22 protein-coding genes are annotated in these 26,268 nt (G+C 63.1%); 15 read left to right on the top strand and 7 right to left on the bottom strand.

Going from position 1 to position 26,268, the window contains the following annotated elements; all coding sequences use genetic code 11:
- Positions 1–867 (top strand): Na+/H+ antiporter NhaC family protein (locus C481_RS09085; RefSeq protein ID WP_275040062.1); only part of this gene is annotated, 867 nt, incomplete at its 5' end.
- Positions 868–888: 21 nt separating this feature from the next.
- On the opposite strand, the gene C481_RS09080 is transcribed toward C481_RS09085, so the two are convergent.
- The 3 genes from C481_RS09080 to C481_RS09070 form a co-directional block, all read right to left on the bottom strand.
- A complete protein-coding gene (locus C481_RS09080; RefSeq protein ID WP_006108891.1) occupies positions 889–1,995 on the bottom strand; it encodes an AI-2E family transporter in 1,107 nt (368 codons plus the stop codon).
- Positions 1,996–2,082: 87 nt separating this feature from the next.
- Complete coding sequence (locus C481_RS09075) at positions 2,083–2,547, bottom strand: DUF302 domain-containing protein (RefSeq protein WP_006108890.1); 465 nt, start codon at positions 2,545–2,547, stop codon at positions 2,083–2,085.
- Positions 2,548–2,805: 258 nt separating this feature from the next.
- On the bottom strand, positions 2,806–3,000 hold the full coding sequence (locus tag C481_RS09070; RefSeq protein ID WP_006108889.1) for a cold-shock protein: 195 nt from the start codon (positions 2,998–3,000) through the stop codon (positions 2,806–2,808).
- Between the two features lie 578 nt (positions 3,001–3,578).
- Between C481_RS09070 and C481_RS09065 the strand changes: the two genes are divergently transcribed.
- The 5 genes from C481_RS09065 to C481_RS09045 all read left to right on the top strand — a co-directional run bounded on the left by C481_RS09065 (position 3,579) and on the right by C481_RS09045 (position 11,457).
- Positions 3,579–5,900, top strand: a complete 2,322-nt coding sequence (locus C481_RS09065) for an amino acid permease (protein ID WP_006108888.1) — start codon at positions 3,579–3,581, stop codon at positions 5,898–5,900.
- Between the two features lie 235 nt (positions 5,901–6,135).
- Positions 6,136–8,466 carry an amino acid permease gene (locus tag C481_RS09060; RefSeq protein ID WP_006108887.1) on the top strand — a complete coding sequence of 777 codons (2,331 nt, stop codon included), beginning with the start codon at positions 6,136–6,138 and terminating at the stop codon, positions 8,464–8,466.
- A 77-nt stretch (positions 8,467–8,543) separates the two neighbouring features.
- Positions 8,544–9,485, top strand: a complete 942-nt coding sequence (locus tag C481_RS09055; protein ID WP_006108886.1) for an NOP5/NOP56 family protein — start codon at positions 8,544–8,546, stop codon at positions 9,483–9,485.
- Positions 9,478–10,125, top strand: coding sequence for a fibrillarin-like rRNA/tRNA 2'-O-methyltransferase (locus C481_RS09050; RefSeq protein ID WP_006108885.1), 648 nt, complete (start codon positions 9,478–9,480; stop codon positions 10,123–10,125). Before C481_RS09055 ends, C481_RS09050 begins: the two co-directional genes overlap by 8 nt.
- Before the next feature lie 93 nt (positions 10,126–10,218).
- Positions 10,219–11,457: an outer membrane protein assembly factor BamB family protein gene (locus C481_RS09045; protein ID WP_006108884.1), complete on the top strand. Its 1,239-nt coding sequence runs from the start codon at positions 10,219–10,221 to the stop codon at positions 11,455–11,457.
- A 29-nt stretch (positions 11,458–11,486) separates the two neighbouring features.
- Here C481_RS09045 and C481_RS09040 read toward each other — a convergent pair whose 3' ends face one another.
- Both C481_RS09040 and trkA read right to left on the bottom strand, forming a co-directional pair.
- Positions 11,487–13,007 carry a TrkH family potassium uptake protein gene (locus tag C481_RS09040; RefSeq protein ID WP_006108883.1) on the bottom strand — a complete coding sequence of 507 codons (1,521 nt, stop codon included), beginning with the start codon at positions 13,005–13,007 and terminating at the stop codon, positions 11,487–11,489.
- Positions 13,007–14,341, bottom strand: coding sequence for a Trk system potassium transporter TrkA (gene trkA / locus C481_RS09035; RefSeq protein WP_006108882.1), 1,335 nt, complete (start codon positions 14,339–14,341; stop codon positions 13,007–13,009). The genes C481_RS09040 and trkA overlap by 1 nt, the downstream gene beginning before the upstream one ends.
- A gap of 397 nt (positions 14,342–14,738) precedes the next feature.
- Between trkA and C481_RS09030 the strand changes: the two genes are divergently transcribed.
- From C481_RS09030 to C481_RS09005, 6 genes are all read left to right on the top strand, one after another.
- On the top strand, positions 14,739–15,410 hold the full coding sequence (locus C481_RS09030) for a potassium channel family protein (RefSeq protein WP_006108881.1): 672 nt from the start codon (positions 14,739–14,741) through the stop codon (positions 15,408–15,410).
- A gap of 2 nt (positions 15,411–15,412) precedes the next feature.
- Complete coding sequence (locus C481_RS09025) at positions 15,413–16,948, top strand: TrkH family potassium uptake protein (protein ID WP_006108880.1); 1,536 nt, start codon at positions 15,413–15,415, stop codon at positions 16,946–16,948.
- Positions 16,949–17,089: 141 nt separating this feature from the next.
- Positions 17,090–17,884, top strand: a complete 795-nt coding sequence (locus C481_RS09020) for an Lrp/AsnC family transcriptional regulator (protein ID WP_006108879.1) — start codon at positions 17,090–17,092, stop codon at positions 17,882–17,884.
- A gap of 1 nt (position 17,885) precedes the next feature.
- Positions 17,886–18,161 carry a hypothetical protein gene (locus tag C481_RS09015; protein ID WP_006108878.1) on the top strand — a complete coding sequence of 92 codons (276 nt, stop codon included), beginning with the start codon at positions 17,886–17,888 and terminating at the stop codon, positions 18,159–18,161.
- A 284-nt stretch (positions 18,162–18,445) separates the two neighbouring features.
- Positions 18,446–20,065 carry a long-chain-fatty-acid--CoA ligase gene (locus C481_RS09010; RefSeq protein WP_006108877.1) on the top strand — a complete coding sequence of 540 codons (1,620 nt, stop codon included), beginning with the start codon at positions 18,446–18,448 and terminating at the stop codon, positions 20,063–20,065.
- A gap of 133 nt (positions 20,066–20,198) precedes the next feature.
- Positions 20,199–21,281, top strand: a complete 1,083-nt coding sequence (locus C481_RS09005) for a glutamate--cysteine ligase (protein ID WP_006108876.1) — start codon at positions 20,199–20,201, stop codon at positions 21,279–21,281.
- Between the two features lie 236 nt (positions 21,282–21,517).
- On the opposite strand, the gene C481_RS09000 is transcribed toward C481_RS09005, so the two are convergent.
- A complete protein-coding gene (locus C481_RS09000) occupies positions 21,518–21,853 on the bottom strand; it encodes a hypothetical protein (RefSeq protein ID WP_006108875.1) in 336 nt (111 codons plus the stop codon).
- A 589-nt stretch (positions 21,854–22,442) separates the two neighbouring features.
- Positions 22,443–23,117, bottom strand: coding sequence for a transcriptional regulator GfcR (gene gfcR, locus C481_RS08990; protein ID WP_006108873.1), 675 nt, complete (start codon positions 23,115–23,117; stop codon positions 22,443–22,445).
- 167 nt (positions 23,118–23,284) lie between these two features.
- Between gfcR and C481_RS08985 the strand changes: the two genes are divergently transcribed.
- From C481_RS08985 to C481_RS08975, 3 genes are all read left to right on the top strand, one after another.
- On the top strand, positions 23,285–24,556 hold the full coding sequence (locus C481_RS08985) for an HAD family hydrolase (protein ID WP_006108872.1): 1,272 nt from the start codon (positions 23,285–23,287) through the stop codon (positions 24,554–24,556).
- 336 nt (positions 24,557–24,892) lie between these two features.
- Positions 24,893–25,633 (top strand): helix-turn-helix domain-containing protein, encoded by a 741-nt coding sequence (locus tag C481_RS08980; protein WP_006108871.1) that lies wholly within the window; start codon positions 24,893–24,895, stop codon positions 25,631–25,633.
- Positions 25,634–25,683: 50 nt separating this feature from the next.
- Positions 25,684–26,232 (top strand): HAD family hydrolase, encoded by a 549-nt coding sequence (locus C481_RS08975; RefSeq protein WP_006108870.1) that lies wholly within the window; start codon positions 25,684–25,686, stop codon positions 26,230–26,232.
- The last annotated feature ends 36 nt before the right edge of the window (positions 26,233–26,268 follow it).

The following is a 26,268-nucleotide window of genomic DNA, read 5'->3' as shown; positions in this document are numbered from 1 at the left end:
GTGACGAACACGCCGCTTTACGACCACATCTACCGCATGCGAACGGGAACCGCGATCGCGTTCGGCATCACGGTCGCGCTCTTCGCGCTCCTCGGGCTCCAGACGAGCGGCTCCGTTCCCGGCGGCCAGATCGTCGAGATCCAGTCCGCGGTCGCGAGTTCGTATTCCCTCTCGTTGCTCGCGTTCCTTCCGCTCGTGCTCACCTTCGGCCTCGCGCTGCGAGGCTATCCCGCCCTCCCGACGCTCGTCGTCGGCGCGATCGGCGGCGCGCTGACGTCGGTCGTCGTCCAGGGCCACGGCTTCGTCGCCGCCTGGGAGGTTTTCATCGGCGGTACCGAACCCGCCACAGGCTCCGAACTCGTCAACGAACTCCTCAACGTCGGCGGGCTCACGGGTTCGGCCTGGACGATCACCGTCGTCGTCGCCGCGCTCTCCCTCGGCGGCCTGCTCGAGCGGACCGGCGTGCTCGCCGTGCTCGCCCACCACCTCTCGAAGGGCGTCGGCAGCTCCCGCGGTCTCATCGCCGGCACCGGACTGTCCGCCATCGCGATCAACGTTCTCACCGCCCAGCAGTACATGAGCATCGTCCTGCCGGGGATGACGCTGCGGAACCTCTACGACGAGTTCTCGCTCGACAGCGACGAACTCTCGCGCGCCGTCGAGGCCGCCGGGACGCCGACCGGCGCACTCATCCCGTGGCACGCCGGTGGTGTCTACATGGCCTCCGTGACCGGCGTCGGGACGCTCGAGTACGCGCCGTTCTACCTGTTCGGACTGCTCTCGCCGGTCGTGCTCTTCCTGATGACGCTGACGGGCGTCGGCGTCCCGTCGACGACCCGGTTCGACCGGCCCCAGCACGCGGACTGAGTCGCTGCGGTCCCTCGTCGGCTACTGTTCTGCCGTCGGCGTCGCCGCCGACTCCGGATTCGAAACGGGCTCCGTCGCCTGCGCGGTCGGCTCGGATCGCGTCCGCCGCTGTGGTTCCAGCGATGTCTTGTTGAAGACGTTCAGTCCCGCTTTAAACACCGCCAACAACACGGGACCGAGGAACAGGCCCATAATGCCGAGCAGGTAGATTCCGCCGATAACGCCGACGATGACGACCGCCGGATGCAATCCGGAGCCCTTGTCGACGGCGTAGGCTCGCAGGTAGTTATCGACCAGCGACAGGACCGTGAGCCCGTACAGGAGCATCGCAACAGCACGAGCCGTTCCGGTCGTCAACAGCAGGTAGCCGACTGCGGGGGCCCAGACGATCCAGACACCGACTGCGGGCAGAAAGGAGAGGATAACCATGATGACGGTCCAAAACGCGACGTTCGGAACACCGAGGAGGTAGAAGCCGAGTCCGCCGAGCAACCCCTCGACGACCGCAACGAGGACGTGACTCTCGATAACCGCCCACGTGACGACGCGAATCTCGTCGAATAATTCGTCCCGAACGTGATCCTCGAGCGGCACGACCTCGCGGAGCCAGTCGACGAGTTCGTCCCCGTCGGCGAGCAGGTAGTACAACAAGAAGACGAACACGAGCAGGCCGACGCCCATCTCGATACCCCGGTTTATCAGGGCCGGCAGCTCTGCGAGGGCGATTTCGACGGCATCGGAGAGCGAGGCTTCGAGTTCGTCGATGGCGGCGGTTTCGAGCGACTGCACGCGCTCGGTGTCGAGACCGAACTCGTCGGTTGCAACGGTTCGAAGCTGATCGAGCGTGGTGGCAACGTTCAGGTCGGTCGCGAACGAGACGACGGTGTTGAGGACGGCTAGCGAGACGATCAGGAGGGGGACGATAGCCCCGACGATAGCGAGTGTCGTGAGGACGAGTGCGGCGATGCGAGCGCCGACGTAGGGTTCGAGCCGTTCGAACGCGGGATAGAGGATGAACGCGAGGAGCGCGGCACCCATCACGTACTGGAGAAGCGGTGCGACCATCAGGGCGGCGATTGCGGCGAGGAGGACGAGGAGGAGGGCGAAGGAGGTTGTTCGAACGTCCATACGCCTACGTGAACTGATTGACACGTAAGTGTTGACATTCGGTACTGTCTGGAACTCGTGATCGACGGGAAACTAGTGCCGGTCCAGCTATTCCGACACGGCAGCGTCGGCGGACGCGAGTTCGTCGAACAGTTCGGCGGTGAGGTCGCCGGTTGTGTCGATAATCTCCGCCCAGGCGTCGGTATCGGGGGCCATGCCGAGCAGCCGCGCGATTTTCATAATCGAGACGTGGTACACTCGCTGGCGGCCCGGTTCCTCCTCCCAAACGATCACGTTACAGGGGAACAGCCCGCCGATTTTCATCGTCTCGTCGAGTGCCCGATCCGCGATCTCGGGGTTGCAGGCACCGAGCACGTAGTAGGGGTCGCGCTCGGCGTCGACCTTCTCGTTCAGCAGTTCCGAGGGGGAGAACTCGGCGGGAATACCGAAGCCGGTGTCCAGACAGACCTCGCGGACGTATTCGATCGCTTCCTCGTGGTCCATCTCGAGGACGGCCTGTTTCTCGCCGAACGCTTCTGAATCGATCGCCGCGGGGTCGATCGGGAGGCTCATACCAACCCGTTTCTCACCACGGGTCTTAATCGATGGGCATTCGGCGCTGTCGTCGAGAGCGGAATCGAACTGATACCACCGTTCCCTCATCCGCTCTATTGCTCAGTACCCGTTTCGCTGTACGTACCGTCGGCTACGCGAAGAGCGATATCGAGAGTCACATCACAAGCGCTACTCAGCACGTGCGTGTACTGACTTGATCTGCGAGAAAAACGAAGTCACACAGTCTCGTCTGCCGACGATCCGGTGCTCTTGTCGTTATTCGCGAACGACGTTCGTTGCGCGAGGGCCTTTGGGGGCCTGTTCAATGTCGAATTCGATTTCGGTCCCTTCCGTCAGATCCTCGCCGCCAACGTCTTCCATGTGAAAGAACACGTCGTCGTCAGCATCTTCCGTCTCGATGAAACCGTAGCCGCCTGTGTCGTTGAAGAAATCAACCGTTCCGTTTGCCATTGCGATTGAACAAAAGCCGAGTACACGGTTAAGTCTTCGGAAACCGTTTTCGAAATATCCGATCCAGAATCCAAGAATACTATTTTCGGGACATATAGTGGATATTTGACCACGAAAGAGAACTCTCCAGGGTATCATCGTCGGTCCAGCACAATTCCGCACCACTTCTGTGGTATCCCTACTTCTCGCGAGTTTCGAGACCGATCCGTCGCCGACGGCGGACATTCGATAGAGGCCTTTGCACTGGTTTCGGCCGGCCGCAGCCCGTAAAACCCGGTACGGAGCTGTCCGAGCGTCGTCGCACTCGATATCGACAATGGCCCTCGGAACTCTCGACTGCCAAACGAACCAGTTAAGAGGAAAGTCCCACTTCGGTCACGTATGTTTGAATTGTCGCGAAACGTCTCCGACCAGATGCAGCTTTCCCCGCTCCGCCGCGTCCGCAGAGCATCGGGGTACAGCATCGACGAAGGATAGCAGATGAGCCACCACACCACACCGTTCACAGCAATACCAATGACTCGCTCACTTTCGATTCTCGATTCCTACGGACGGCGACAGCGGGGGCGATCGCACCGATGAGCGCCGCCGACGAAGAACTCGCCAAGGACCTCGGCCCGCTCGCCGCGCTCACCATCGGCGTCGGGACGATGATCGGTGCCGGCATCTTCGTTCTTCCCGGCACTGCCGTCGCTCAACTCGGCCCGCTCGCCGCGCTCGCGTTCGTTATCGGCGGCGTCGTTGCGATGTTGACCGCCCTCTCTGCCTCCGAACTGGGAACCGCGATGCCGGTCTCGGGCGGCGCGTACTACTACATCAACGAGGGACTCGGCCCGCTGTTCGGCTCGATCGCCGGCTGGGGGAACTGGATGGGACTCGCGTTCGCCTCGGCGTTCTACATGTACGGGTTCGGCGAGTACGTCAACGATTTCATCTCGATTTCGGGGGTGACGGTCGGCCCGCTCGGACTCGAACCGGCGCAGATAATCGGACTGATCGGCGCGGTGATTTTCATCGTTATCAACTACGTCGGCGCGAAAGAGACCGGACTCCTGCAGAACGCCATCGTCATCCTTCTCATGCTGATTCTGGCAATCTTTACGCTATTCAATCTGTTCAACGCTGAACTCGAGACGCTCCGGCCGGTCGACCCGTTCGGCTGGTCGCAGCTGTTCCCGGTGACGGGGCTCATCTTCGTCTCCTACCTCGGCTTCGTTCAGATCACGTCCGTCGGCGAGGAGATCAAGAACCCCGGGAAGAACCTTCCGCGGGCGGTCATCGGCAGCGTTCTTATCGTCACGGTGTCCTACGCCGTTATTTTGCTGGCGATGCTGGCAGCCGTCGAGACCGATGTGGTCGCGAACAATAAAACGGCGGTCGTCGATGTCGCGGAGCTCTTGATTGGCCCGCTCGGTGGGGGAGCGCTGCTGTTCGGCGGGCTACTCGCGACCGCGTCGTCGGCCAACGCGTCGATTCTTGCCTCGTCGCGGATCAATTTCGCGATGGGTCGTGACAAACTCGTGTCGCCGAAGCTCAACGAGATCCACCCGCGCTTTGCAACGCCGTACCGCTCGATCGCGATCACGGGTGCACTCATCCTGGTGTTTCTCACGCTTGGCGACCTCCAGGCGCTATCCAATGCGGGGAGCATTCTTCATCTCGTCGTGTACGGACTCCTGAATCTCGCGCTGATCGTGTTCCGGGAGGCCGAGCCGGCGGGATACGATCCCAGCTTTCGCGTCCCGCTGTACCCGGTCACGCCGATTCTGGGGAGCGTCTTCTCGTTCGCGCTGATCGTCTTTATCGATCCGAACGTCCTCCTCCCCTCGTTGGCGTTCGTCGCCTTTGGCGCAATCTGGTACCTGGTATACGCCCGATCGAAGATCGAAACCGGCGGCGTCCTCGGGCAGTACATCCTCGACCGCTCCGAGGAGTTCCCCGACGCGGCCGTCTCGGCGACGGCCTCGGTCCAGCCGACCGGAAACGATTACCGGGTGATGGTACCCCTGGCGAACCCGTCGACCCAGAAGCACCTCATCACGCTCGGCTCGGCGATCGCCGACCAACACGACGGCACCGTCGTCGCCGTCAATATCGAGACGGTACCCGACCAGACCTCCCTCGCGGCCGCACGCGATCAGAACGAACGGGAGCTGGCTGCCGACCTGCTCGAGCGGGCGCGGACCGATGCCGAAACCTACGGCGTCGACGTGGAAACGCACGCAGTGCTCTCACACCGCGGCTTCGAGGAGATGTTCGACGCGGCGACGCGGTACGACGCCGACGTGTGCGTCATCGGCTGGGGGCCGGAAGCGACCGGCTCCGACGCCCGCATCGAAACGGCGATCGACGAGTTCACCCAGTCGTTGCCGTGTGATTTCCTGGTGTTCAGGGATCGCGGGTTCGATCCGGAACGGATTCTGCTGCCGACCGCCGGCGGGCCGGACTCCGATCTCGCGGCGGCGGTCGCCAGAACGCTGCGGGCGCAGTACGACAGCGAGTTGACGCTGCTGCACGTCGCCGAGGACCGCCAGCAGGGAGAGGCGTTCTTGCGGTCCTGGGCGGCCGAGCACGATCTCGAAGACGCGACGCGGCAGGTGGAGACCGGCGACGTACAGACCCGAATCGACATCGCGGCTACCGACGCGACGCTGTTGATCATCGGGGCGACGGAGAAGGGCGTGCTCTCGCGGCTCGTTCGGGGCTCGCTCGTGCTTGACGTGCTCGAAGACGTCGAGTGTTCGGTGCTGCTGGCGGAGAAGAAACACACGCGAAGCATTCGCGATCGGCTGCTCGGAACGACGAGCGACGAGGGCACAAGCGCCACCGACACTGGCGTCACGCCGGAGCCGTCGACACCCGAGCGCGAGTCGGAATACACCCCGTCTCGGCGTTCCTGATATCCGCCCGCCGTCCGTTCCGATTTCGACATCGGTCGGGAAACCTGAGTATACTTTTTGATCAAATAGTCTAAGGCCTAGAAGGCCGTCTTGGTGTCGTGCAGACGGAGGCTGTTCGGAACTAAAACGCGCTCTATGACGTTTTTTGGAATCGAAACAGCAGACGAATCGACAGCAGACACCCGATGTGATTCCGAGGCCAGCCCCGTGCAGGACGGCCCAGAGACAGCCACCAATGACGGATTCAACCGACGAACTCGCCAAGGACCTCGGACTGTTCTCAGCACTCGCGGTCGGCATCGGCACGATGATCGGTGCCGGCATCTTCGTCCTCCCCGGCGTCGCCGCCCAGGAAACGGGGCCAATCGTCGTCCTCTCGTTCGTTATCGGCGGCCTGATCGCGATGGTCAATGCGTTCTCCGTCAGTGAACTCGGAACGGCCATGCCCAAAGCCGGCGGCGCGTACTACTACATCAATCGTGCGCTCGGGCCGCTGTTCGGTTCCATCTCTGGAATGGGCGACTGGATGGGACTTGCCTTCGCGAGCGCGTTCTACTGTATCGGCTTCGGTGGCTACCTCGCGACGCTACTCGACGGCGTCGTCGTCCCGATCCCCGGCCTCGGTGAACTCACGGTCCTCCCGGCGCTCGTCCTCGGTCCGTTCACGCTCTCCGAGATTCAGATCGGCGCACTGCTCGCCGGCGTCGCCTTCGTCGGCATCAACTACCTCGGTGCGAAGGAAACCGGCGGTATTCAAACCGCGATCGTGACGCTCCTCCTGGCGATCCTTACCCTCTTCGCCGTCGTCGGCTTCTTTGCTTTCGACTGGGGAACTGTCTTCGTCGACGACAGCATCGCTCCGCTTGGCTACGGCGAACTCCTTCCGGGGACCGCGCTCGTGTTCGTCTCCTACCTCGGCTACGCGAAGATTGCGACCATCGGCGAAGAACTCAAAAATCCTGGGCGAAATCTGCCGATCGCGATCATCGGCAGCGTCTCGATTGTTATAGTTATCTACGCGATTCTCGTCGGATTACTCGTCGGCATTATCCCCTACGATCTGCTCAGCGAGGAGACGCCGATGTCTGACGCTGCAAGCATCGTCTTCGACGGAAACCTCGGCATCGTCGGCGTCACCTCGATCACGCTCGCCGCCCTCCTCGCGACGGCTTCGAGCGCGAACGCCTCGATTCTCGCCTCCGCACGGATCAATTTCGCGATGGGACGCGACAAAATTGTCAGCGACTGGTTGAACGAGATCCATCCGCGCTTCGCAACGCCGTACCGATCGATCGCGGTCACCGGCGCGATAATCCTCCTGTTCATCGCCGTTCTCGGCGGCCAGCTCGAAGTCCTCTCGAAGGCTGCGAGTGTCCTTCATCTCATCGTCTACGCGCTCATCAACGTCGCGCTGATCGTCTTCCGAGAGACGGACGCTCCTGAGTACGATCCCGACTTTCGGGTCCCGCTGTATCCGCTCACACCGATTCTCGGATTCGTTCTCTCGCTCGGACTCATCTCGTTCATGAACGCCGAAGAGATCGCAATCGGATTCCTCCTCGTCGTTATCGCGGTCTCCTGGTACGCGATCTACGCCCGCCACGAAACAACTCGTGACGGAATCTTGAGCAACTACGTTCTCTCACGACCCGAGGAGCTGCCGGCCGCAGCGGTCTCGGTAGCCGCCGCCGCGAAGCCGTCCGAAACCGACGAGTTCACCGTCGTCGTACCGGTGTCGAATCCGCGGACCGAGTCGGCGCTGCTCTCGCTTGCGAGCGTACTCGCGAAGGCGAACGACGGGACCGTCACGGTGGTGCACATCGTCGAGGTCCCCGACCAGACGCCGCTCGAAGCGGGAGCGGAGCACGTGCAACGAATCGATGCGGAGTCACAGACGCTGCTGGCGACCGTCCGCGAGCGGACGGAGACGTTCGACGTGCCGGTCGAGATCAAGACGGTGGTGTCCCACCGTTCGTTCGAGGAGATATTCAACGTCGCCGAGCGCGAGCGAGCCGATACCGTCGTCATGGGGTGGGGATCGGGCAGGCCCTGGGAAGCGGGTCGAGCGGAGCGACCGACCGACGAACTCACGCATAATCTGCCGTGTGACTTTCTCGTCCTCGATGACGGCGAGTTCGATCCGGATCGGGTCCTGGTGCCGACCGGCGGCGGGCCGAATTCGGATCTGAGCGCCGAGGTGGCTCGGGATCTACGCGAGCAGATCGGTGTCGAACTCACCCTCCTGCACGTCGTCGATGACGACTCGAACAGGGCCGACGGCGAGGCGTTTCTCGCCGAGTGGGCGAGCGACCACGACCTCGAAGACGCGGCGATCCGCGTCGACACGTCGGGGACCGTCGAATCCGCGATCGCGACGGCCGCCCGCGAGCACTCCCTGACGATCATCGGGGCAACCGAGCGCGGCCTCCTCTCCCGACTGCTTCGCGGCTCGCTCGCCTACGACATCGTTACCGAACTCGATCAGCCGGTCCTGTTAGCTGAACGGCCGACGACGCGGTCGCTCCGGGATCGACTGTTCGGTCGGCGGCGCGGGCGGGACGAGTAACCCGGCCTGGACCAAGACTGGAGACCGCGCTCACCGTTCGGGAACGCATATACGAGCCCGGTCACTACGATAGCAGTATGACCGACAGCGCCGCCCGGACCGCGGGCTGGTTCGCGGATGTCGACCCCGACGAGTTCGATGGGCTCGACGATCGCGACGCCGGCGACGCCCGCGATGCCCGGGACGGGTCCACCGTAGTCACCGCGATTCGCGAGGGACAGACCGAAACACCCCAGGACTGGCCCGCCCTGGCCGTCGACGACGAGTTCGCCGACGACGAGGCGGCCTACTACGACCGGCTCCACGACGCGACGATGGCCGCCACCCGAGCCGCCGTCACCGAGCGCGAGGCCGCGGACGACCGTCAGCTCGTCCACGCCGTCCGCGCCATGGACGACTGCGAGCGAACCGCGAACGAGCTCGCCGAGCGCCTCGCTGAGTGGGCCGGCACCGTCGACCCCGACGCCGGCACCGGCGTTTCGTTCGCCCGCGAACTCGCACGCGGCGAGCACGAACTCGCGTCCACAGCCGATCCGATCACTTCGCTGGCCGACCGCGTCGTCGATCTCGCGGACGAGGCGGCCGAGCTCCGAGAGTTCGTCGAACGCCAGACGCCGACTATTGCACCGAACCTGGCCGCGCTGGCCGGGCCGGTGCTCGCCGCGCGGCTGATATCGCTGGCCGGCGGCCTCGAAGACGTGGCGAAAAAACCGAGCGGAACGATCCAGGTGCTCGGCGCAGAGGATGCGCTCTTTGCCCACCTCCGTGGCCACGCGCCCTCGCCCAAGCACGGGCTGATCTACGTCCACGACGCGGTGCGGGGCACGCACCCGGACGAACGGGGCTCGGCGGCGCGCGCCGTCGCGGGCAAACTCTCGATCGCCGCGCGCGTCGATCACTACTCCGGCGAACGCAAACCCGAACTCGAAGCTGAACTCGCCGAGCGGATCGAGACGATTCAGGCGCGGACGATCGAAGACGGCGAACGCGATAACAGCGGAGGCAAAGCGAATGAGTGACGACCTCCCCGCCGGCGTCGAACGCCACACGTTCGAAGGCACGGATCGACTCGCCACCCGCGGCGACCCCGTCTACGGCGAACCCACCGACGGCGACTGGCGCGCCTGGAACCCCACCCGCTCGAAGCTCGGTGCCATGCTCGAACTCGAGATGGAGACCGGGCTCGAGGGCGGCGACGAGGAGACCGTTCTCTATCTCGGCGCGGCCAGCGGAACGACGGTGAGCCACGTCGCCGACTTCGCCGGCCCCACCTACGCCGTCGAGTTCGCCGCGCGCCCCGCACGGGACCTCCTCGAAACGGCCGCCTCGCGTCCCCGACTGTTCCCGTTGCTCGCGGACGCCCGCAAGCCGGCGACCTACGCCCACGTCGTCGAATCGAACGTCGACGCCATCGTCCAGGACGTTGCGACGCGCGGCCAGGCCCGCGTGGCGCTCGAGAACCGCCGATTCCTCGACGACGACGGCCGACTGCTGCTCGCCGTCAAGGCTCGCAGCGAGGACGTGACGCGCGACCCCGAAGACGTGTTCGCGGACGTGCGCGCTGAACTCGAGGCAGAATACGAGATACTGGAGGCGCGACGGCTCGAGCAGTACCACGCGGATCATCTCGGGATCGTGGCCCGGCCGCAGCCCCGGTAGGGGCAAGCCCGATGGGCGTCAGCCGGAAGCCGTTCGACTATCCTGTTACAGAAAGACCATATATCGGGATAGCGGACGGTCACACGGAAACGAATGAACGGACCGCGCGATCGGCGAACGTTTGTGACGAGTGCAGCGACCGGCTGTCTGCTCGGATTGGCGGGGTGTCTGTCCGGATCGAGCGAGAAGGTAAGCGTCGACGACGCGACGCCGGACGTACCGTCGCCCGATCCGGACGCGAGCGTCTCGTGGGAGACGTTTCAGTACGACGCGGCGAACACGGGCGTTGCGCCGGGTGCAGGTCCGGCTCCCGGATCGGCCGGCGAGGTGGTCTCCCGCTGGGAGTTCGAGACCGGCGGCGGCGTCTATAGCAGTCCCGCGGTCGTCGACGGGACGGTCTACGTCGGGAGCGACGATGGATCGCTCTACGCGATTTCGGCGTCGTCGGGGACCGAGCGCTGGTCGTTCGAGACGGACGATTCGGTAACGAGCAGTCCGGCAGTCGTTGATGGAACGGTCTATGTCGGGAGCGGTGACGGGAGCGTCTACGCGATTCCGGCCGACGCCAATTCGACTCCCGACGCGGAGTGGCGCATCGAAACCGAGGGGGCGGTCGCCGGGAGTCCGACGGTCGCCGACGGGGTGGTCTACGTCGGCAGTAGCGACAATCACCTGTACGCGATCTCGACGGCCGACGGCGAGAAACTGTGGCGGTTCGAAACCGATGAGACGATACTGCGAGCGCCTGCGGTCGTTGACGGGACCGTCTACGTCGGCAGTAACGACGGCTCGCTCTATGCGATCGATACCGACTCGGAAACCGAGCGCTGGCGGTTGGAGACGGACGACCGAATCCAGAGTCGACCGGCGGTCGCCAATGGGGTGGTCTACGTCGGCAGCAACGACAACACGATCTACGCTGTCGAAGCCGACTCCGGCGAGATTCGCTGGACGTTCCAAATCGAGGGTTCGGTAACGGCGAGCCCTGCTGTCACCGACCACGCGGTCTACGTCGGTGGATTCGATAACCGAATTCATGCGCTCTCGCCTGCGGCCGGGTCCGAGTCGGAGGGTGACCAGCCAGCCGATCCAGCGAGCTATTTCTGGGCCCACGGCGGCTTGAACGTCGTCCGAAGTAGTCCGGTCGTCGTCGGAGACGCGCTATACGTCGGTAACGAGGACGGCACCATCACGTCACTCTCGGCCGAGACGGGCGAGGAGAACTGGCAGTTCGCCACGGGCAGGTGGGTTGCCGGGAGCCCGGCAGTCGTCGACGGCGTCGTCTACGTCGGCAGCGGTGATGGGTCGGTGTACGCACTCGAAGAAGCCTGACCCCGGCGGGTAGAAAGTACTGTACGTGCTTACGATCGCCAGTACGCCTGCGTCAAGAGGACGAGTACCGGGAAGATCTCGAGTCGGCCGAGCCACATGTACAGCACCATCAGGAGCTTCGAACTCCAGGGGAAGCCGGCGTAGTTTTCCATCGGGCCGACGGCACCGAAGCCCGGACCGATGTTGCCGAGCGTCGCGATCGAGGCGCTGACGAGGTCGACCGCCCCGATATCGTATCCGACCCGTGCGGCGTCGGTGGCGAGCAGTAGCACGCCGACGAAAAAGAGCACGAAGTACAGGAGCGTAAACGCGTATATTCCCCGGATCGCGTCCTCGTCGAGGACCGAGTCGTTCATGCGAACGGGACGGATCGCCTCCGGGTGGATCGACGTGAAGACCTCCCGCCGAAGCGACTTGAGGATGACCAGCCAACGGAGCATCTTGATCCCGCCGCCGGTCGAACCCGTACATCCCCCGAGGAACATGACGAACAGCAAGAGCCCCTGTGCCGGCCCCGACCACTCGTTGAAGTCCACGCTCGCGTATCCGGTCGAGTTCATCATGGAGACGATCTGGAACGCGGCGTGGCGCAACGCGGGTTCGATCGATCCGGCAAAGCCGGCACCCGTCGTCTCGAAGAAGAGGATGCCCGTCCCGATGAGTGTAAACAGCGTGGCCGCGCCGAGATAGAATCTGAACTCGGTGTCCCGGACGAGCGCCCAGCGGTCTCCGGAGATCATGTGCCACCAGAGGACGAAGTTGACGCCGGCGATGAACATGAACGGAAGGACGAGCCACTGAACCGCGGGGGAGAAGGCCGCGATGCTCGCTCCTTCCGGTGAGAACCCGCCGGTCGGAAGCGTCGTCAGTCCGTGGGCGATGGCGTTGTACGCGGTCATTTCCGTCGCGTATCCCGTGATCTGCAGACAGTACAACAGCACGATATAGAGGACGGTAAACCCGAGATACGCGAACCAGAGGACGCGAGCCGTCTCTGCAATATGTGGTGTGAGCTTCGAAATCCCGGGGCCGGGCGTCTCGGCTTCCATTAACTGCGCCCCACCGACGGCAAGTTGGGACAGGATCGCGACGGCGAGGACGATGATTCCCATGCCGCCGAGCCACTGGGTCAGCTGTCGCCACATCATGATGGCGTGGGAGTGTTCCTCGACGGAAATCGTCTCCATTACGGTTGCGCCAGTCGTCGTGAACCCGCTCATGCTCTCGAAGATCGCATTGACTGGTTGTGCGATGCTGCCGGTCCCCGCGAGGATGTACGGTAGCGCCCCGAAGAGCGTCGCAAACAGCCACGTGAACGCGACGACGAAGAACGCCTCCCGCGCGCCGGGCGTTGGCTCCGGATCGAGTTCGCGAAGTGCGAGTCCGACGGCGGCGGTGACAACCATCGAAACGACGAATTCCCAGAGGTCTTCCCCGCCGTACAGGAGCGAAACGAGAATCGGGACCGCGAACGCAACCGAGAGCAGGGCGAGCAGCGTCCCCACTAGCGCCAATCCGGCCCGCCAATCGACGTAGAGCCGCCGCCCCATCAAATCACCTGTGAGACCGTATCGAGTACGGCCGCATCGACGAAGACGACGACGTGGTCGCCGGGTTGGATGACGGTCGTTCCGCGGGGCGTGATGAGTTTCCCGCTGCGCGAAATCGCGCCGATCACGACGCCGTCCGGGAGTTCGGTCGTCGCATCGGAGATCTGTCGTCCCGTGAGAACGCTGTCCTCGCCGACCTCGATCTCGATGACCTCCGCCCGGTCGCGTTCGACCATGGCGATTTTCTCCGTCTTGTCGGTTCGGGTGAAGCGAACGATCTCCTCCGCGGTCACCTCGCGCGGATTAACGGCCACGTCGATGCCGACCGTCTCGAAGAGTTCGGCGTACTCGTGGTTCTCGATGACGGCGACCGTTCGGTCGACGCCGAGGCGGCGGGCCAGCAGGGAGACGAGCAGGTTCTTCTCGTCGCCGTCGAGGGCTGCGACGACGATGTCCGCCTCATCGACGTGTTCGCGCGAGAGGAATTCGGCGTCGGTCGCGTCGTTTTCCATCACCATCGTGTTCGGCAGTTTCTCGGCGCACTCGCGGGCGCGCTCGTGCTCCTGTTCGATCAGACGCGGGCGGAAGCCGTGCTCTTCGAACTCGCGAGCGGTCTGAAAGCCGATTTCGCTGCCGCCGACGATGACGACTTCCTCGGTGCTGTTGTTGTGCGTACAGACGATATCGTCGGCGAATCCGGTGACCGAATCGGGACTGCCGATGACGACGACGCGATCGCCGGCCCGAATATCGGCGTCACCCGTCGCGACGATCATCTCGTCGTCGCGGAAGATCGCGGCGAACGTCAGCGAATCGTACTGGTCCGCCTCGCTGACCGTCGAGTCGGCGACCGGGCTATTCGGGCCGATCGCGAACTCGACCATCCGAACGAGCCCGCCAGCGAACATCTTCACGTCCTGTGCGGCGGGAAGCCCGGAGATACGAAAGATCGTCTGCGCGGTAAGCAAGTCCATACAGACCATGAAATCGACGCCGAACGCTTCCTGGGACCCGGTCCAGGTTTCGAGGAGCGTTCGCCGTCGCACGCGGGCGATCGTAAACGTCTCACCGGCCGTCTTTGCGGCCCCGCAGATGACGACGTTCGATTCGTCGTTGTCCGTGCAGGCGATGACCAGTCCCGCCTGTTCGATACCGGCCTCCTGCAAGGTCCCGATTTCGGTGCCGTCTCCCTGAATCGCCAGCACGTCGAGTGAGTACGTGAGTTCCTCGACGGTGTCCCCGTCTCGGTCGACGACGACGACCTCGTGTGTCTGCTCTAGATTCGCAGCGATCGAGCGACCGACCCTGCCAGCGCCGACGACGATTACGCGCATTCGCCGCTCACCTCATCCATGAACGCACCGTCGTTCGCCGATACTAGTGTATGTATCGATCACCGCTCGTACCAATTGAACGCGAATGCTGAGTGATCCTTATAATACTACTTCTGAAATCGAAAGTAGATAGAATTATATTCGGCTATCAGAAATGCTGTCATCGACGCACAAATGCAGTTTCCATCGCAAACCGAGCGCTATCGCTGTGCTATCCCCCGCTTTGCGGCCCCTGGCTCTTCCTCGACTGCCTGTGCCAGCCGGACCGTCCTAATATCCAACCGATTATACTTCACGCCACACTACGCATCCACACGCGTTCGCGACGCCTCTCGCACTACCACAACCACCCTCTCCACTGTCACTGACCACTGACAGCACCCATCATCCATTCACCATGTATATCGTCATCGTCGGCGCAGGCAATATCGGATCGAACCTGATCGACCTCGCAATTGCGGACGGCAACGATGTCGTCGTCATCGAGGAAGACGAAGAACAGGCAAGCGCCGTTGCGTCCGAGTACGACTGCCTCGTCCTCAACGCCGACGCGACCTCCCACAGCACCCTCGAGGACGCGACTATCGACCGTGCGGACGCCGTCATCACCACCACGAACATCGACGCCGTCAATATCATGGTCATGCTGCTCGCACAGGAACACGACGTTCCGAACCTCGTCAGCGTCGTCCACGACCCCGAAAACCTCCCCGTCTTCGAAAAGATCGGCGTCACCCTCATCGAAAATCCACAGCGGCTGATCGCCGACTACCTCTATCACTCGATTCGCTACCCGAAGGTCAGCGACTTCATCGAACTCGAAGACGACACTGAACTCGTGGAGTTGACCGTCACCGAAGATGCGCCGATGAGCGGCGAACCGCTCAAAACGGCCACGAGTTCGGGCGTGCTTCCCGACGGGTGTCTCGTCGTCGCGCTCAAACGAGGCGAGGAGATCCGAGCGCCGAAAGGGGAGACGATCATCCACCCGGGTGACCAGGTCACGGTGTTTACGGACGATGTCGCACTGGCTGATGCAGTTGCAGCGTTTACGGGCGGTCGCCCATAGTAATGCAGTACGAGACAGTCGGGCGGGACGTGGGCCGGATCGTGCAGGTCGTCTCGCTGATGGCGTTTCTCTCCATTCCGGTCGCACTCATCAATGGCGAGTTCTACGCGGTCCCGGCGTTCGCGGTTTCGGGAGCCTTGATGCTGGCGATCGGGGTGGCGCTCGCCCGCACGTTTATCGATGCGCCCGATCCGGGCAAACGCCACGGGATGCTCATCGCAGCGACGGCCTGGGGAGTCATCGGCGTGCTCGGCAGCTTCCCGTTCTTGCTGATCGCCTGGACGATCACCCTCGATCCGTTTCCGGCCTGGCTGAACACGCCGGGGATTACCGAGACGACCGCCGCCTTTCGACTGCCGCTCAACGGTATTTTCGAGAGTATGAGCGGCTTTACCGGCACGGGGTTGACGATGGCCGCGGACGAGGAGGCCCTTCCGCGGTCGCTGCACTGGTGGCGGTCGTTCATCGAGTGGGTCGGCGGCGTCGGCGTCATCGTGCTCACGGTGGCTATCCTCGCGCGACCCGGGAGCGGTTCGTTGACCCTCTACGAGAGCGAGGCCCGGTCGCGGAAGATCCATCCCAGCATCGTTTCGACGGTCCGTGAGATCTGGAAACTCTATCTCGGATTTACGCTCGCCGGCATCGCACTGTTCGTCGTCGCCGGCATGCCGACGTGGGACGCGATCAACCACGCGATGACGGCTATCGCAACCGGCGGCTTCTCGGTCCGCGCCGAGTCGATCGGCTACTACGGAAAACCGCTTATCGAGTACGCCGTCATTCCGGTTATGGTCGCCGGCAGCATCGCGTTCCCGATCCACTACCTCATCCTCAAAGGCGAGATTCGAAACATCTACGCGGATCTCCAGACGAGATGGGTGCTCGGCTGGTTCGCCCTCGGTGGGATCGCATTAACTGCCGTGTTGCTGCTCAACCAGCAGTACGAGGCGATCGAACCGACGTTCCGGACCGCGCTGTTCCAGTTCGTTTCTGCGACCTCGAACGCGGGATTCGGGACGACGACGATCGGGAACGGAACGGAACGGGCCTGGACGACCGGTGCGACGTTACTCGTCTGTCTCGGCATGCTGACCGGCCCGGCGGCCGGTTCGACGGGCGGTGGTCTTAAACTGATCCGCGTCGCCACGCTGATCAAGGGAACGCTTTGGCAAATTCAGAGCGTGTTCGTCCCCGCGAGTGCGATTCGACGGCTCGAACTCGGCGATCGAACGCTCGACGAAGAGCAGATCCACCGCGAGTTCACAGAGGCCGCGATCGTCCTCATCCTCTGGCTCGCATTTCTCGCGCTTGGAATCGCCGTTTTCCTGTGGGCGCTCGCTCCGGACTATCCGCTCGAATACATCGTTTTTGAGGTGATGAGCGCACAGAGCACCGTCGGACTCGATGCGGGTATTACCGGACCGGAAATGCCGACCGTCCCGAAGACCATGTTGATCTTCAATATGTGGGTTGGTCGTCTGGAAATCATCCCCATTGCCGTGTTGCTAAGTGCCGTCCTCCGCAACGGGGACCGCTAGGCGTAGCCGAACGCCGGCTTGCCGTTCCACTCGTATCTGACGCCGACTATCCGTGCCGTTTTCGCATCGAAAATATAGCCCCCGTCGCGTATTGGATAGACGTACCGTAGTTATATATTCTCTCGACTCACAGAAATATACATGGGACACGGGACCGACGGTAGCTATCGACTCGATGAAATCGATCGTCGAATCATCTATTCGTTGATGACCGATGCTCGCAACACGTCGGCCCCCACAATCGCCGAGGATGTCAGCGTCTCCGGGGCGACGATCCGAAACCGGATCTCCCAACTCGAAGACCACGACATCATCGATGGCTATCACGCAACCGTCGACTTCGAACACGCCGATGGCTCACTCATGAATCTCTTTCTCTGTCACGCACCGTTCGGCGATGTCGAGGCGCTCGCCCGTCGAATCGGCACGATCCCGGGCGTCATCAACGTCCGCGAGCTCATGGGCGGCCGGATGAACCTCCACGTCCTCGCCGTCGGCACGAACACGAGCGACCTGCGTCAGATCGGTCGCGAACTCGCGACCTTAGACGTCGAGATCGAAGACGAGTTCCTCATGCAGAACGAACACGACTTCCCCTACGGACCGTACGGTCCGGCTGACGATCGCCGCCGCGAACCGCTGGCGGATTCCATCAGTCTGGCCGGCGGTGCCGAAGTGGTCGAGGTGACCGTCCACGAGGAGGCCCCGATTGCCGAGCGCACGCTCGAGGCGGCAGCGGACGACGGCATCCTCGAAGCACAGACGCTCGTCATCGCGATCGAACGTGACGATACGGTCATCACACCGCACGGCGATACCGAAATTAGACCTCACGATGTCGTGACGGTGTTCTCACCGAACGGCACCGACGAACCTGCACTGACGGGTTTTCGCGGGCCGGATGGAACCACACAGACGGCGACACGACTCACCTAAGATGCCACTCCACAAACTCCTCCCGGAGTTCCTCCAGCGGGAGGACGAGACGGCGAACGAGCCGGACGGGCCGGTCCTTCACGAGTGTCGACACTGCGGCTCGAAGTTCGATGAAGCCCCGACGACGTGTCCGGTCTGTGGGGCGAGCGAAATCGCAACCTACGAGTTCAGTAGCGAGCCGGCGGAAAGCGAGCCTCCCGACGACTCTTCGAACGGGAACGAAACCGACGCCGGGCCGGACGAGGCGGATACTGGCGGAAATTCTGGCCCCGACTAAGGTGGTACGAGGGCCGTGGAGAACGCTGCCAGTAGCTGCAGCCAATCGACCGAGAGAACCCGTATCGTGCGGGCTCAACTGTTCGCTTCTATGGTCGCCACTGACAGTCACCGCACACCCGATCGCATGAGAGCTGTGCGATGGGTGTGGAACCGATTCAGGCGTCACTATCGCGCTTCGACTCGCTCTATAAGCGAGTCCGTGCGAAGTGCCCGGGGCAAGAACCGATACACAATCGCAGACCCCGAACAGCTATCCGACCCGCCGTCGAACTACCGTGTCATATGTCACACTATACCACAGTAGGGGAGACGCTCGAACAGACCGTCGCACGGTATCCCGACCGCGAGGCCATCGTCTATCCGCGCAAGGATCACCGCTTTACGTACGCGGAGTTCGACGAGCGCGTCAATCGGCTGGCGAACGCGTTCGCCGACCGCGGGATCGAACGGGGAGACCGCGTCGCGACGGTGTTGCACAACGGCTCCGAGTTCGTCCTCACCGTCTACGCCTGTGCGAAACTCGGGGCCGTCATCACCCCGCTGAACTTTCGGCTGGCCGCCGGCGACATCGAGTTCATCGTCTCCGATGCCGCGGCTGAACTCGTCGTCTTCGAGGCCGCGACCCGGGAGGCCGTCACGGCCGCGAGACCTGAACTCGAGTCGGTCGAAGAGTACGTGTATATCGACGGGGAGGGGCCGTCGTACGCCCGCGAGTTCGACGCGTTGCTTGCGTCCGGCGATGCCGAGCGGCCGTCGGTCGACGTTTCCGAGGACGATACCTACGCGTTCATCTACACGTCGGGGACGACGGGCCGGCCGAAGGGAGTGGTCCACGAGCACCGAGATATGGTGGATCACAATCTGTTGTGTATCGCCGAGATGAACGTCACGCGGGACGACGTCGGACTGTCGGTCATGCCGCTGTATCACTGTGCGGAGTTACACTGCAGTCTGTTTCCGCGCGTTCAACGCGGCGCGACGACGGTTATTCTCCACGAGTTCGATCCGGCGGTCGCGCTGGACGCGATCGAGGAGTACGACGTGTCGTTCCTGTTTGCCGCGCCGACGGCCTGGAACGGACTGTCGCTAACGGCCGCCGACCGCGATGTCGATGTCTCCTCGCTGCGACTCGGCCTGTACGGCGCTGCGCCGATGCCGGAACAGGTGCTGGAGAACTGCCGCGAACACCTCTGTGAGGACTACATCCAGGCGTACGGCATGACCGAGATCGGCCCCGCGGGCGTCTTTCAGCGACCGGAAGATCAGCTTTCGAAGCAAGGGTGTGCAGGATTGCCGGCGCTCAATCACGAACTCCGGATCGTCGAACCCGATGCGGACCCGGACCGGGAGGTCGCACAGGGTAAAATCGGCGAGATACTCATCGCGGGTCCGTGTACGATGCGCGAGTACTGGAATCGACCGGACGCGACCGCACGGTCGCTGCGCGAGGCCGACGGGACGACCTGGTACTACACCGGCGACCTCGGTTATCGCGACGCGGACGGCTACCTCTACGTGGTCGATCGGAAGGACGATCTGATCGTCTCCGGCGGCGAGAACATCTATCCGGCCGAGGTCGAGGACGTGCTGTTCTCTCACGACGGCGTCGAAGCGGCCGCCGTCGTCGGTGAACCCGACGAAGAGTGGGGTGAACGCGTCGTCGCCTACGCCGTCGCAGACGGCGTTACCGCGGACGACTTGGACGCGTTCGCCCTCGAGAGCGACCAGTTGGCCGACTTCAAGCGCCCACGGGAGTACACTTTCGTAGAGGAACTCCCCACAAACCCGAGCGGAAAGGTCCAGAAATTCAAACTTCGCCGGTCCGACGACGCGGCGCGCGACGACGCCGAAACGGAGGCCGCAAGCGGAGCCGATTCGGACTCGGACCCCGCGGAGTCCTGAGGGCCACTAACTGCTGCAACCTCGTCCGTATTCTGTGTCCAAAACACTCACTCAAAAATGAGGATAGTCCGCGTTGATACGTCTGCGACCAACTCCAAACCGTATTTACTGCCGGGGCTAAAAGGACTCCACGATGGAACGCGGGTCGCCTGATTCGTTTACGCGTATGGGCACACTGGGGATCGAAGAGGAGTGTTTCGTCGTCGACGAGCGCGGTCGGCCCACGAGCGGCACCGACGAACTCGTCTACGAACGCGACCCCCCCGAAATCCTCGCCGATCGACTCGACCACGAACTGTTCAAGTTCGTCATCGAAACCCAGACGCCGCTCATCGAGGACCCCGCAAACGCGCGGGAGGCGCTGCTCGAAATCCGCCGCGCACTCGTCGATCACGCCGAGCGCCACGGCTTCCGGATCGCCGCCGCCGGCTTGCACCCGCTCGCGAAGTGGCGCGAACTCGAACACGCGGAGAAACCCCGCTATCGAGCCCAACTCGATCGCATCCAGTACCCACAACACCGCAATACGACCGCCGGCGTTCACGTCCACGTCGGCGTCGACGACGCCGATAAGGCCGTCTGGATCGCCAACGAACTGCGGTGGTACGTCCCGATCATGCTCGCGCTCTCGGCGAACTCGCCGTACTGGGACGGCTTCGACACCGGCCTCCAGTCCGCCCGCGCGAAGCTCTTCGAAGGACTCCCCAACACCGGCATGCCGACCTACTTCGAGGACTTCGACGCCTTCGACCGCTTCGAACGCCGCATGCTCGCGACCGACTCGATCAACGACCGCGGCGAACTCTGGTACGACGTCCGCCCGCACACGGAACACGGCACCGTCGAACTCCGAACGCCCGACGGCCAGGCCGACCCGGATATCGTGATGGCGTTCGTCGAGTACGCTCACGCCCTCGTCGAGGCACTGGCCGAGGAGTACGAGGACGGCACCCCCAACTCCCGCCACCGCCGCGAACTCTTAGACGAAAACAAGTGGCGCGCGCTGCGCTACGGACACGAGGCATCGTTCATCGATCGCGACCTCGACGGCACCGTCTCCCTCGGCGAAGTCGTCGACCGCGAGTGCGACCGACTCGGCATCGACGGCATCAAGCGGGTCTACGAGCGCGAAAGCGGCGCGAGCAAACAGCGCCGGCTCCTCGACACGGCGGGCCCGGACGCACTCTGTGAGAGCCTGCTACTCGAACTCGAGTGACGGAGACGCTTCTCTCCGTATCGCGGCTGGACAGCCCCGTCTCGCGGTTTCGGTCGCTATCGGTTGTGGAACGGTTTTCGATCAATATCAGCCGCGGATACGTTTCCGCGTGGCGTGTACGCGTCCCAATACGGCAGTGACATCGCAGTTTGAAACGAAGTGACGAGCGGATACCGCCTCCGGTCGGCCGGTGAGGCGAGACGATCTCGCTTCCGAAAGCGGTCTCCAACGGCTAGTTACATATCCTCGTCGCTCGTCTCGTTGTCCATACCGTTCTCCTCGCTGGTATTGTTCTCACCGTCCATTCCGTCCGTTTCGTTTCCGTTCTCCTCGCCGTCCGTTTCATTCCCCATGCCGTTCTCCTCGCCGTTCGTCTCGTTACCCATGCCGTTCTCGTCACCCGTCCCGTTCTCATCGCCCATCCCATTTTCGTCGCCGGTTCCGCCGTCGGTCGCCCCGTCATCCGTCCCATTCTCCGGGTCTCCCCCGGTCTCGCCACAGCCTGCGAGTGCAGCCGCACATACGGTACCACTGACTGCGATCAACCGTCGCCGAGTACATCGATCGGTCATTATCGTACCCTCGGTCCATACCCGGACGCCGTTCCCCAAGAGAATGTGCCACCTATTAGGTTCGCGAAGAGTGACAAATGTCGTTTAAATTCCCCGAAACTATATATGTAAAAAATATGTGATAACACGGCACTCGAATTCGTACCTCTGAAGGTATGCATACTCCCGAAATCGCACACGGACGCCGAGTTCACATCTCTCAGACGCCAGTTACGTACCCGATAGACGCTTGCGGTTCCTGAACGCCCCGAGCGGTGTTTTGCGAGACTACTCGGGTCGGTATCGACTCGGATCCCGACATCGGCGGCGACCACGAGAGTCCGGTACCGGGATACGCTTTCGGTGATGATAGTCGCACAGCCGGTCACGATCAGCACTCGATCCGAAGCGCCGGGACGGGTGTTCGGTCGGCTGCGAACGCGACCACGTCCGAGATGCCTGACGGCGTCCTGTCTGCCCCAAATTGACGATGATCCGTTCATGCGGCCGGACAGAACTCATCTCGAACTCGGTGCCAACAGTCCGGCTGTCGCCGTTGGAGACGACCGGGTTCGAGCGACCGATCTTCAACTAGTTCCGTCGGACCGTCTCAGTCGTCCTTCCCGACACTGATGACCTGGACGAGCGAGTAGACTGGGACGCCATCGATCTCCTCGAGACCCTGTTTGTCCGCGAGGACGACGCAGGCAAGCGGCTCACCGCCGTCGGCGCGGATCGCCTCGATCGTCTCCCGCATCGTCGTGCCGCTGGTTATGGTGTCGTCGACGATGTAACATTCCCGGTCACGGATGCCGGCAAAATTCCGGGAGAAGGTCCCGCCGAGATCCTCGATGTCGCCTTCCTCCCACTGGTGTTTTGCCGGCGTGTAGGTCCCGAGGTCGGTCTCGAGTTCACGTGCGACGAGCGTCGCGATGGGGCCGCCGGCCTTTTCGATGCCGATGGTGAGATCGACGTCATCGCCGTGTTTGGCCAACAGATCGGCCATTGCGGCGGCGACGTGGCTCATGCGCTTGCTGTCGCGGCCGATGGCAGCCCAGTCGACGTGGATGTCCTGCGGGCGGTTGCCGTTTCCCGTCGTCGCGTCCGCGCCCGTCGGTGCCGACTGTGCTGGCCGCCCTTCGGACTGGGTCGTCGCGTCGCTTCGCTCGACGAGCCAGCTCGCCGTCTCGCGAGAGACGTTCAGTTCGTCCGCGATTTCGCCCTTTGAGAGGCCGCGGGCTGCGAGTTCAGCCGCGCTCTCGATGAGATCGTCGACGTTCTTCATATGTCGTTCCTTCGGACGCGGTTTTTATAGTCGTGTCGTCCGACGAGAAATGAGCCGCGAACATGACGTGTAGTTGACTTGCCGGCCGGGTCCGTTCGGGCCGATCACCGTCAAGTACTGCCACGTGACGGAAAACGATTATCTCCCTGCCACTGGCTCTACGTACCATGGAACGATACGACCTCGTCTATCGGCTTTACGACGAGTACGAGACGGAGACGCTTCGAGAGTACCAGGAGTTCGTCGACGTCTTCCCCGCGGTCGACTCGCGAGTCGCACTCGAGCACTGGCAAGATGCAAGCGATGAACTCGAGGCGCGAAAGGACGAGATTCGCGGCGACTTCGCGGCTGGAGAGACCTTTGCGGAAATCGTCGCGCGGGCGACTCGCGAGCAGGCCTTTACCGCGCTCGATCTCGAAGCCAAGTACGGCCGTGACGTAAACGTCCTCGTCCTGGACGTCGACGAAACGCTGCGGTCGGCGGGCGGGACGGATAACGAAATCCCCCGCGAAACGCTTCACGTGCTAACCGAGTTCCACGAGGCCGGCGTTCCCATCGTCATCTGCACGGGCCAGACCTTAGAGAACGTCAAGGGGTTTGCCATCCAGGGGCTCGGCAGCGAAATCGTTCACTCGGGTAACCTCTCGATCGTCTACGAGGCCGGAACGGGCGTCTTCACCCCGGGCCACGGCGCGGAGACGAAGCAACTGCTCTACGAGGACCTAGACGCCGAGATACGGAACATATTCGACGACGTGCGCTCGCGCGTGCTCCCCGAGGCGTCCGAAGACCTCCGGCGGGGCTGTCACTTGCAGGGCAACGAGTTCAACGTCACGATGAAGCCGAACTACGAGACCGGGTCGTCGAACGCACGCGAGATCATCGACGAGGCGCTGGTTTATCTGCTCGATCTGCTCTCGGACGCAGTTGCCACGATTTTCGCGTCGACGGGCGCCGACGGCGACCACGAACTCGACGGACAACCGATCACGGACTGGACGCGCACCTTTTACGCCGCTCAGGACCCCGAGATCAGGGCCGTCCTCGAGAGCGAGGGCGGCTATCCCGACCTGGAGGCCGTCGCCGTGCCGGACGAACTCGAACGGATCCTCGAACGGATCGACGTAGCCTATTACGAGGCCGATGCGGCCGAAATCGGGAGCCTCGAACTAAACAAGGTCGTCGGCGTCGGACGCGCGCTGGACGTGCTCGATGTCACGGACCCGTTCGCGCTCGTGATGGGCGACTCGAAGAGCGACCTGCGGGTCATGCGATGGGCCGCCGAGAACGGAACCGGTATCGCGGCCGCGCCGGAACACGCCTCCCGCGATACCGTCGAGCACGTCCTCGAGACGGATGAACTCGTTTTCGATCGCGGTCGAAGCGTCGATATCCTGCGAACGGTGTACGCCCTCAACCGGTTTGCGAGACTGGGATAACGCGGTCGCCGCGACGCGGTGCTATCGTAGTACTCGATCCCCCATTTAAACCGCTGGAACACAAAGGCCGGGCCATCAACCGACAAGGCGACCTCTTTCGCACTAGCGCGATCCGGCCAGGGCGATTACGAGCGAGCGCGTCGGACCGCTCACAAGCGCGTTGAGCGGTGGCCACGTATCGCACCTGCTGTCGCGATCGGGAGGACCTGAGATGTTTCCCCTCAAACTCAACGTCTCCTACGACCGCGGTGTCGTTCGCCAACCGACCCGTCGGAATGTGGAGAGCATCACGCTTTCCGGCGGAAGGCCGGACGGTTCGGTCGGGGTGAGATTCCGATGACGACTATTGCCGTTATCTCCCTGCCAGTCGACGAGTTCGCGCTCGGAGAAACGGTCGACCAGCTATCGACCGTCTCCGTTCGCGTCGAGAGCGTCATCGCCGAGGGACCCGCACGAACGGTTCCGTTCGTCTGGTTCTCGGGCGTCGACAGGGACGAACTCGAGACGGCGCTCGAGGCGGATTCGACGGTCGCAGCGTACACGCACCTACTCGCGAGTTCGGCTGGAGATGCGGGAGCAGATGCGACGAGCGAGGTGACCGAAACGGCCGAAGCGAACGCGGAACCGACCGACTGGTTCTACCAACTTCGGTACGGCGAAGGGGTGCGGTCGGTCTGCAGTTCCATCTACGAGGGCGACGGGGCCGTTCTCGACGCCCAGATAACCGACAATCGGTGGACGTTGCGGCTCCTCTTTCCCGAGCGAGAGGACCTCTCGGACGCGGTCGCTGCGATCGAATCACAGGACGAGTCCGTCCGCGTCGACGTCCAGCGACTGGTCGAGGCCGGCGACGACGAAATCGAGACCACGGCCTCGCTGACCGACCCGCAACGGGAAGCCATCGCCGAAGCCTACCGCCAGGGCTACTACGACGTTCCCCGCGAAATCTCGCTCGAAGAACTCGCGTGTGAACTCGACATTTCACACCAGGCGCTCTCGGAACGGCTCCGACGGGCGAACCGCGTTCTTGCGGGCGAACAACTCGACGATCCGACGGGCGAGGTCGCGATGGAGTAGCGGGGTCACGGAGCACACAGTATATTCGTCGGCGGCTTCTACTGTGGCACGTGACCGCTCTGAACGGGTACGATGCGATCGTCTACGACCTGGACGGAACGCTCGTCGATCTCGATGTCGACTGGGATGTCGTCGCTTCCGACGTTCGTGCAGTGTACGACGACGCAGCCACCGAGCCGCCCGGTGATGATCTCTGGGCGATGCTCGAGGGCGCAGCCGAGGCGGGCCTCCTCGAAGCGGTCGAGGAGACGATCGCCAGCCACGAACGAACGGGCGCACGGACCGCACCGCGACTCTCGTTTGCGGCCGACCTCGAAGCCCGATCCGTCCCGGTCGGCGTCTGCTCGCTCAACTGCGAGGCCGCCTGCCGACACGCACTCGCAAAACACGGCCTCACACCGGCGGTCGATGTCGTCGTCGGCCGCGATACGGTCGCCACCCAGAAACCCGATCCCGAACCGCTGCTCACCGCCATCGGTGAACTCGGTGTTGAGCCCGAGCGGGCGGTCTTCGTCGGCGACTCCGAGCGGGACGAACGGACGGCACGGCGAGCCGGCGTCGACTTCGAGTACGTCGGCGATGGACCGTCCGGCGTCTAAGTCTACGACCCAGTTCGAGTTCACCTGGCGGCTGGA

This window comes from Natrialba asiatica DSM 12278 (assembly GCF_000337555.1).
Taxonomy (GTDB): domain Archaea; phylum Halobacteriota; class Halobacteria; order Halobacteriales; family Natrialbaceae; genus Natrialba; species Natrialba asiatica.
Note: the sequence above shows the minus strand (reverse complement) of the source record. Positions and strands in the feature narration are given on the sequence as shown.

Excerpts from the sequence above, each read along its gene's own strand:
- C481_RS09080 (WP_006108891.1), bottom strand. The coding sequence starts at position 1,995 with ATGGACGTTCGAACAACCTCCTTCGCCCTCCTCCTCGTCCTCCTCGCC.
- C481_RS09075 (WP_006108890.1), bottom strand. The coding sequence starts at position 2,547 with ATGAGCCTCCCGATCGACCCCGCGGCGATCGATTCAGAAGCGTTCGGC.
- C481_RS09070 (WP_006108889.1), bottom strand. The coding sequence starts at position 3,000 with ATGGCAAACGGAACGGTTGATTTCTTCAACGACACAGGCGGCTACGGT.
- C481_RS09065 (WP_006108888.1), top strand. The coding sequence starts at position 3,579 with ATGAGCGCCGCCGACGAAGAACTCGCCAAGGACCTCGGCCCGCTCGCC.
- C481_RS09060 (WP_006108887.1), top strand. The coding sequence starts at position 6,136 with ATGACGGATTCAACCGACGAACTCGCCAAGGACCTCGGACTGTTCTCA.
- C481_RS09055 (WP_006108886.1), top strand. The coding sequence starts at position 8,544 with ATGACCGACAGCGCCGCCCGGACCGCGGGCTGGTTCGCGGATGTCGAC.
- C481_RS09050 (WP_006108885.1), top strand. The coding sequence starts at position 9,478 with ATGAGTGACGACCTCCCCGCCGGCGTCGAACGCCACACGTTCGAAGGC.
- C481_RS09045 (WP_006108884.1), top strand. The coding sequence starts at position 10,219 with ATGAACGGACCGCGCGATCGGCGAACGTTTGTGACGAGTGCAGCGACC.
- C481_RS09040 (WP_006108883.1), bottom strand. The coding sequence starts at position 13,007 with ATGGGGCGGCGGCTCTACGTCGATTGGCGGGCCGGATTGGCGCTAGTG.
- trkA (WP_006108882.1), bottom strand. The coding sequence starts at position 14,341 with ATGCGCGTAATCGTCGTCGGCGCTGGCAGGGTCGGTCGCTCGATCGCT.
- C481_RS09030 (WP_006108881.1), top strand. The coding sequence starts at position 14,739 with ATGTATATCGTCATCGTCGGCGCAGGCAATATCGGATCGAACCTGATC.
- C481_RS09025 (WP_006108880.1), top strand. The coding sequence starts at position 15,413 with ATGCAGTACGAGACAGTCGGGCGGGACGTGGGCCGGATCGTGCAGGTC.
- C481_RS09020 (WP_006108879.1), top strand. The coding sequence starts at position 17,090 with ATGGGACACGGGACCGACGGTAGCTATCGACTCGATGAAATCGATCGT.
- C481_RS09015 (WP_006108878.1), top strand. The coding sequence starts at position 17,886 with ATGCCACTCCACAAACTCCTCCCGGAGTTCCTCCAGCGGGAGGACGAG.
- C481_RS09010 (WP_006108877.1), top strand. The coding sequence starts at position 18,446 with ATGTCACACTATACCACAGTAGGGGAGACGCTCGAACAGACCGTCGCA.
- C481_RS09005 (WP_006108876.1), top strand. The coding sequence starts at position 20,199 with ATGGAACGCGGGTCGCCTGATTCGTTTACGCGTATGGGCACACTGGGG.
- C481_RS09000 (WP_006108875.1), bottom strand. The coding sequence starts at position 21,853 with ATGACCGATCGATGTACTCGGCGACGGTTGATCGCAGTCAGTGGTACC.
- gfcR (WP_006108873.1), bottom strand. The coding sequence starts at position 23,117 with ATGAAGAACGTCGACGATCTCATCGAGAGCGCGGCTGAACTCGCAGCC.
- C481_RS08985 (WP_006108872.1), top strand. The coding sequence starts at position 23,285 with ATGGAACGATACGACCTCGTCTATCGGCTTTACGACGAGTACGAGACG.
- C481_RS08980 (WP_006108871.1), top strand. The coding sequence starts at position 24,893 with ATGACGACTATTGCCGTTATCTCCCTGCCAGTCGACGAGTTCGCGCTC.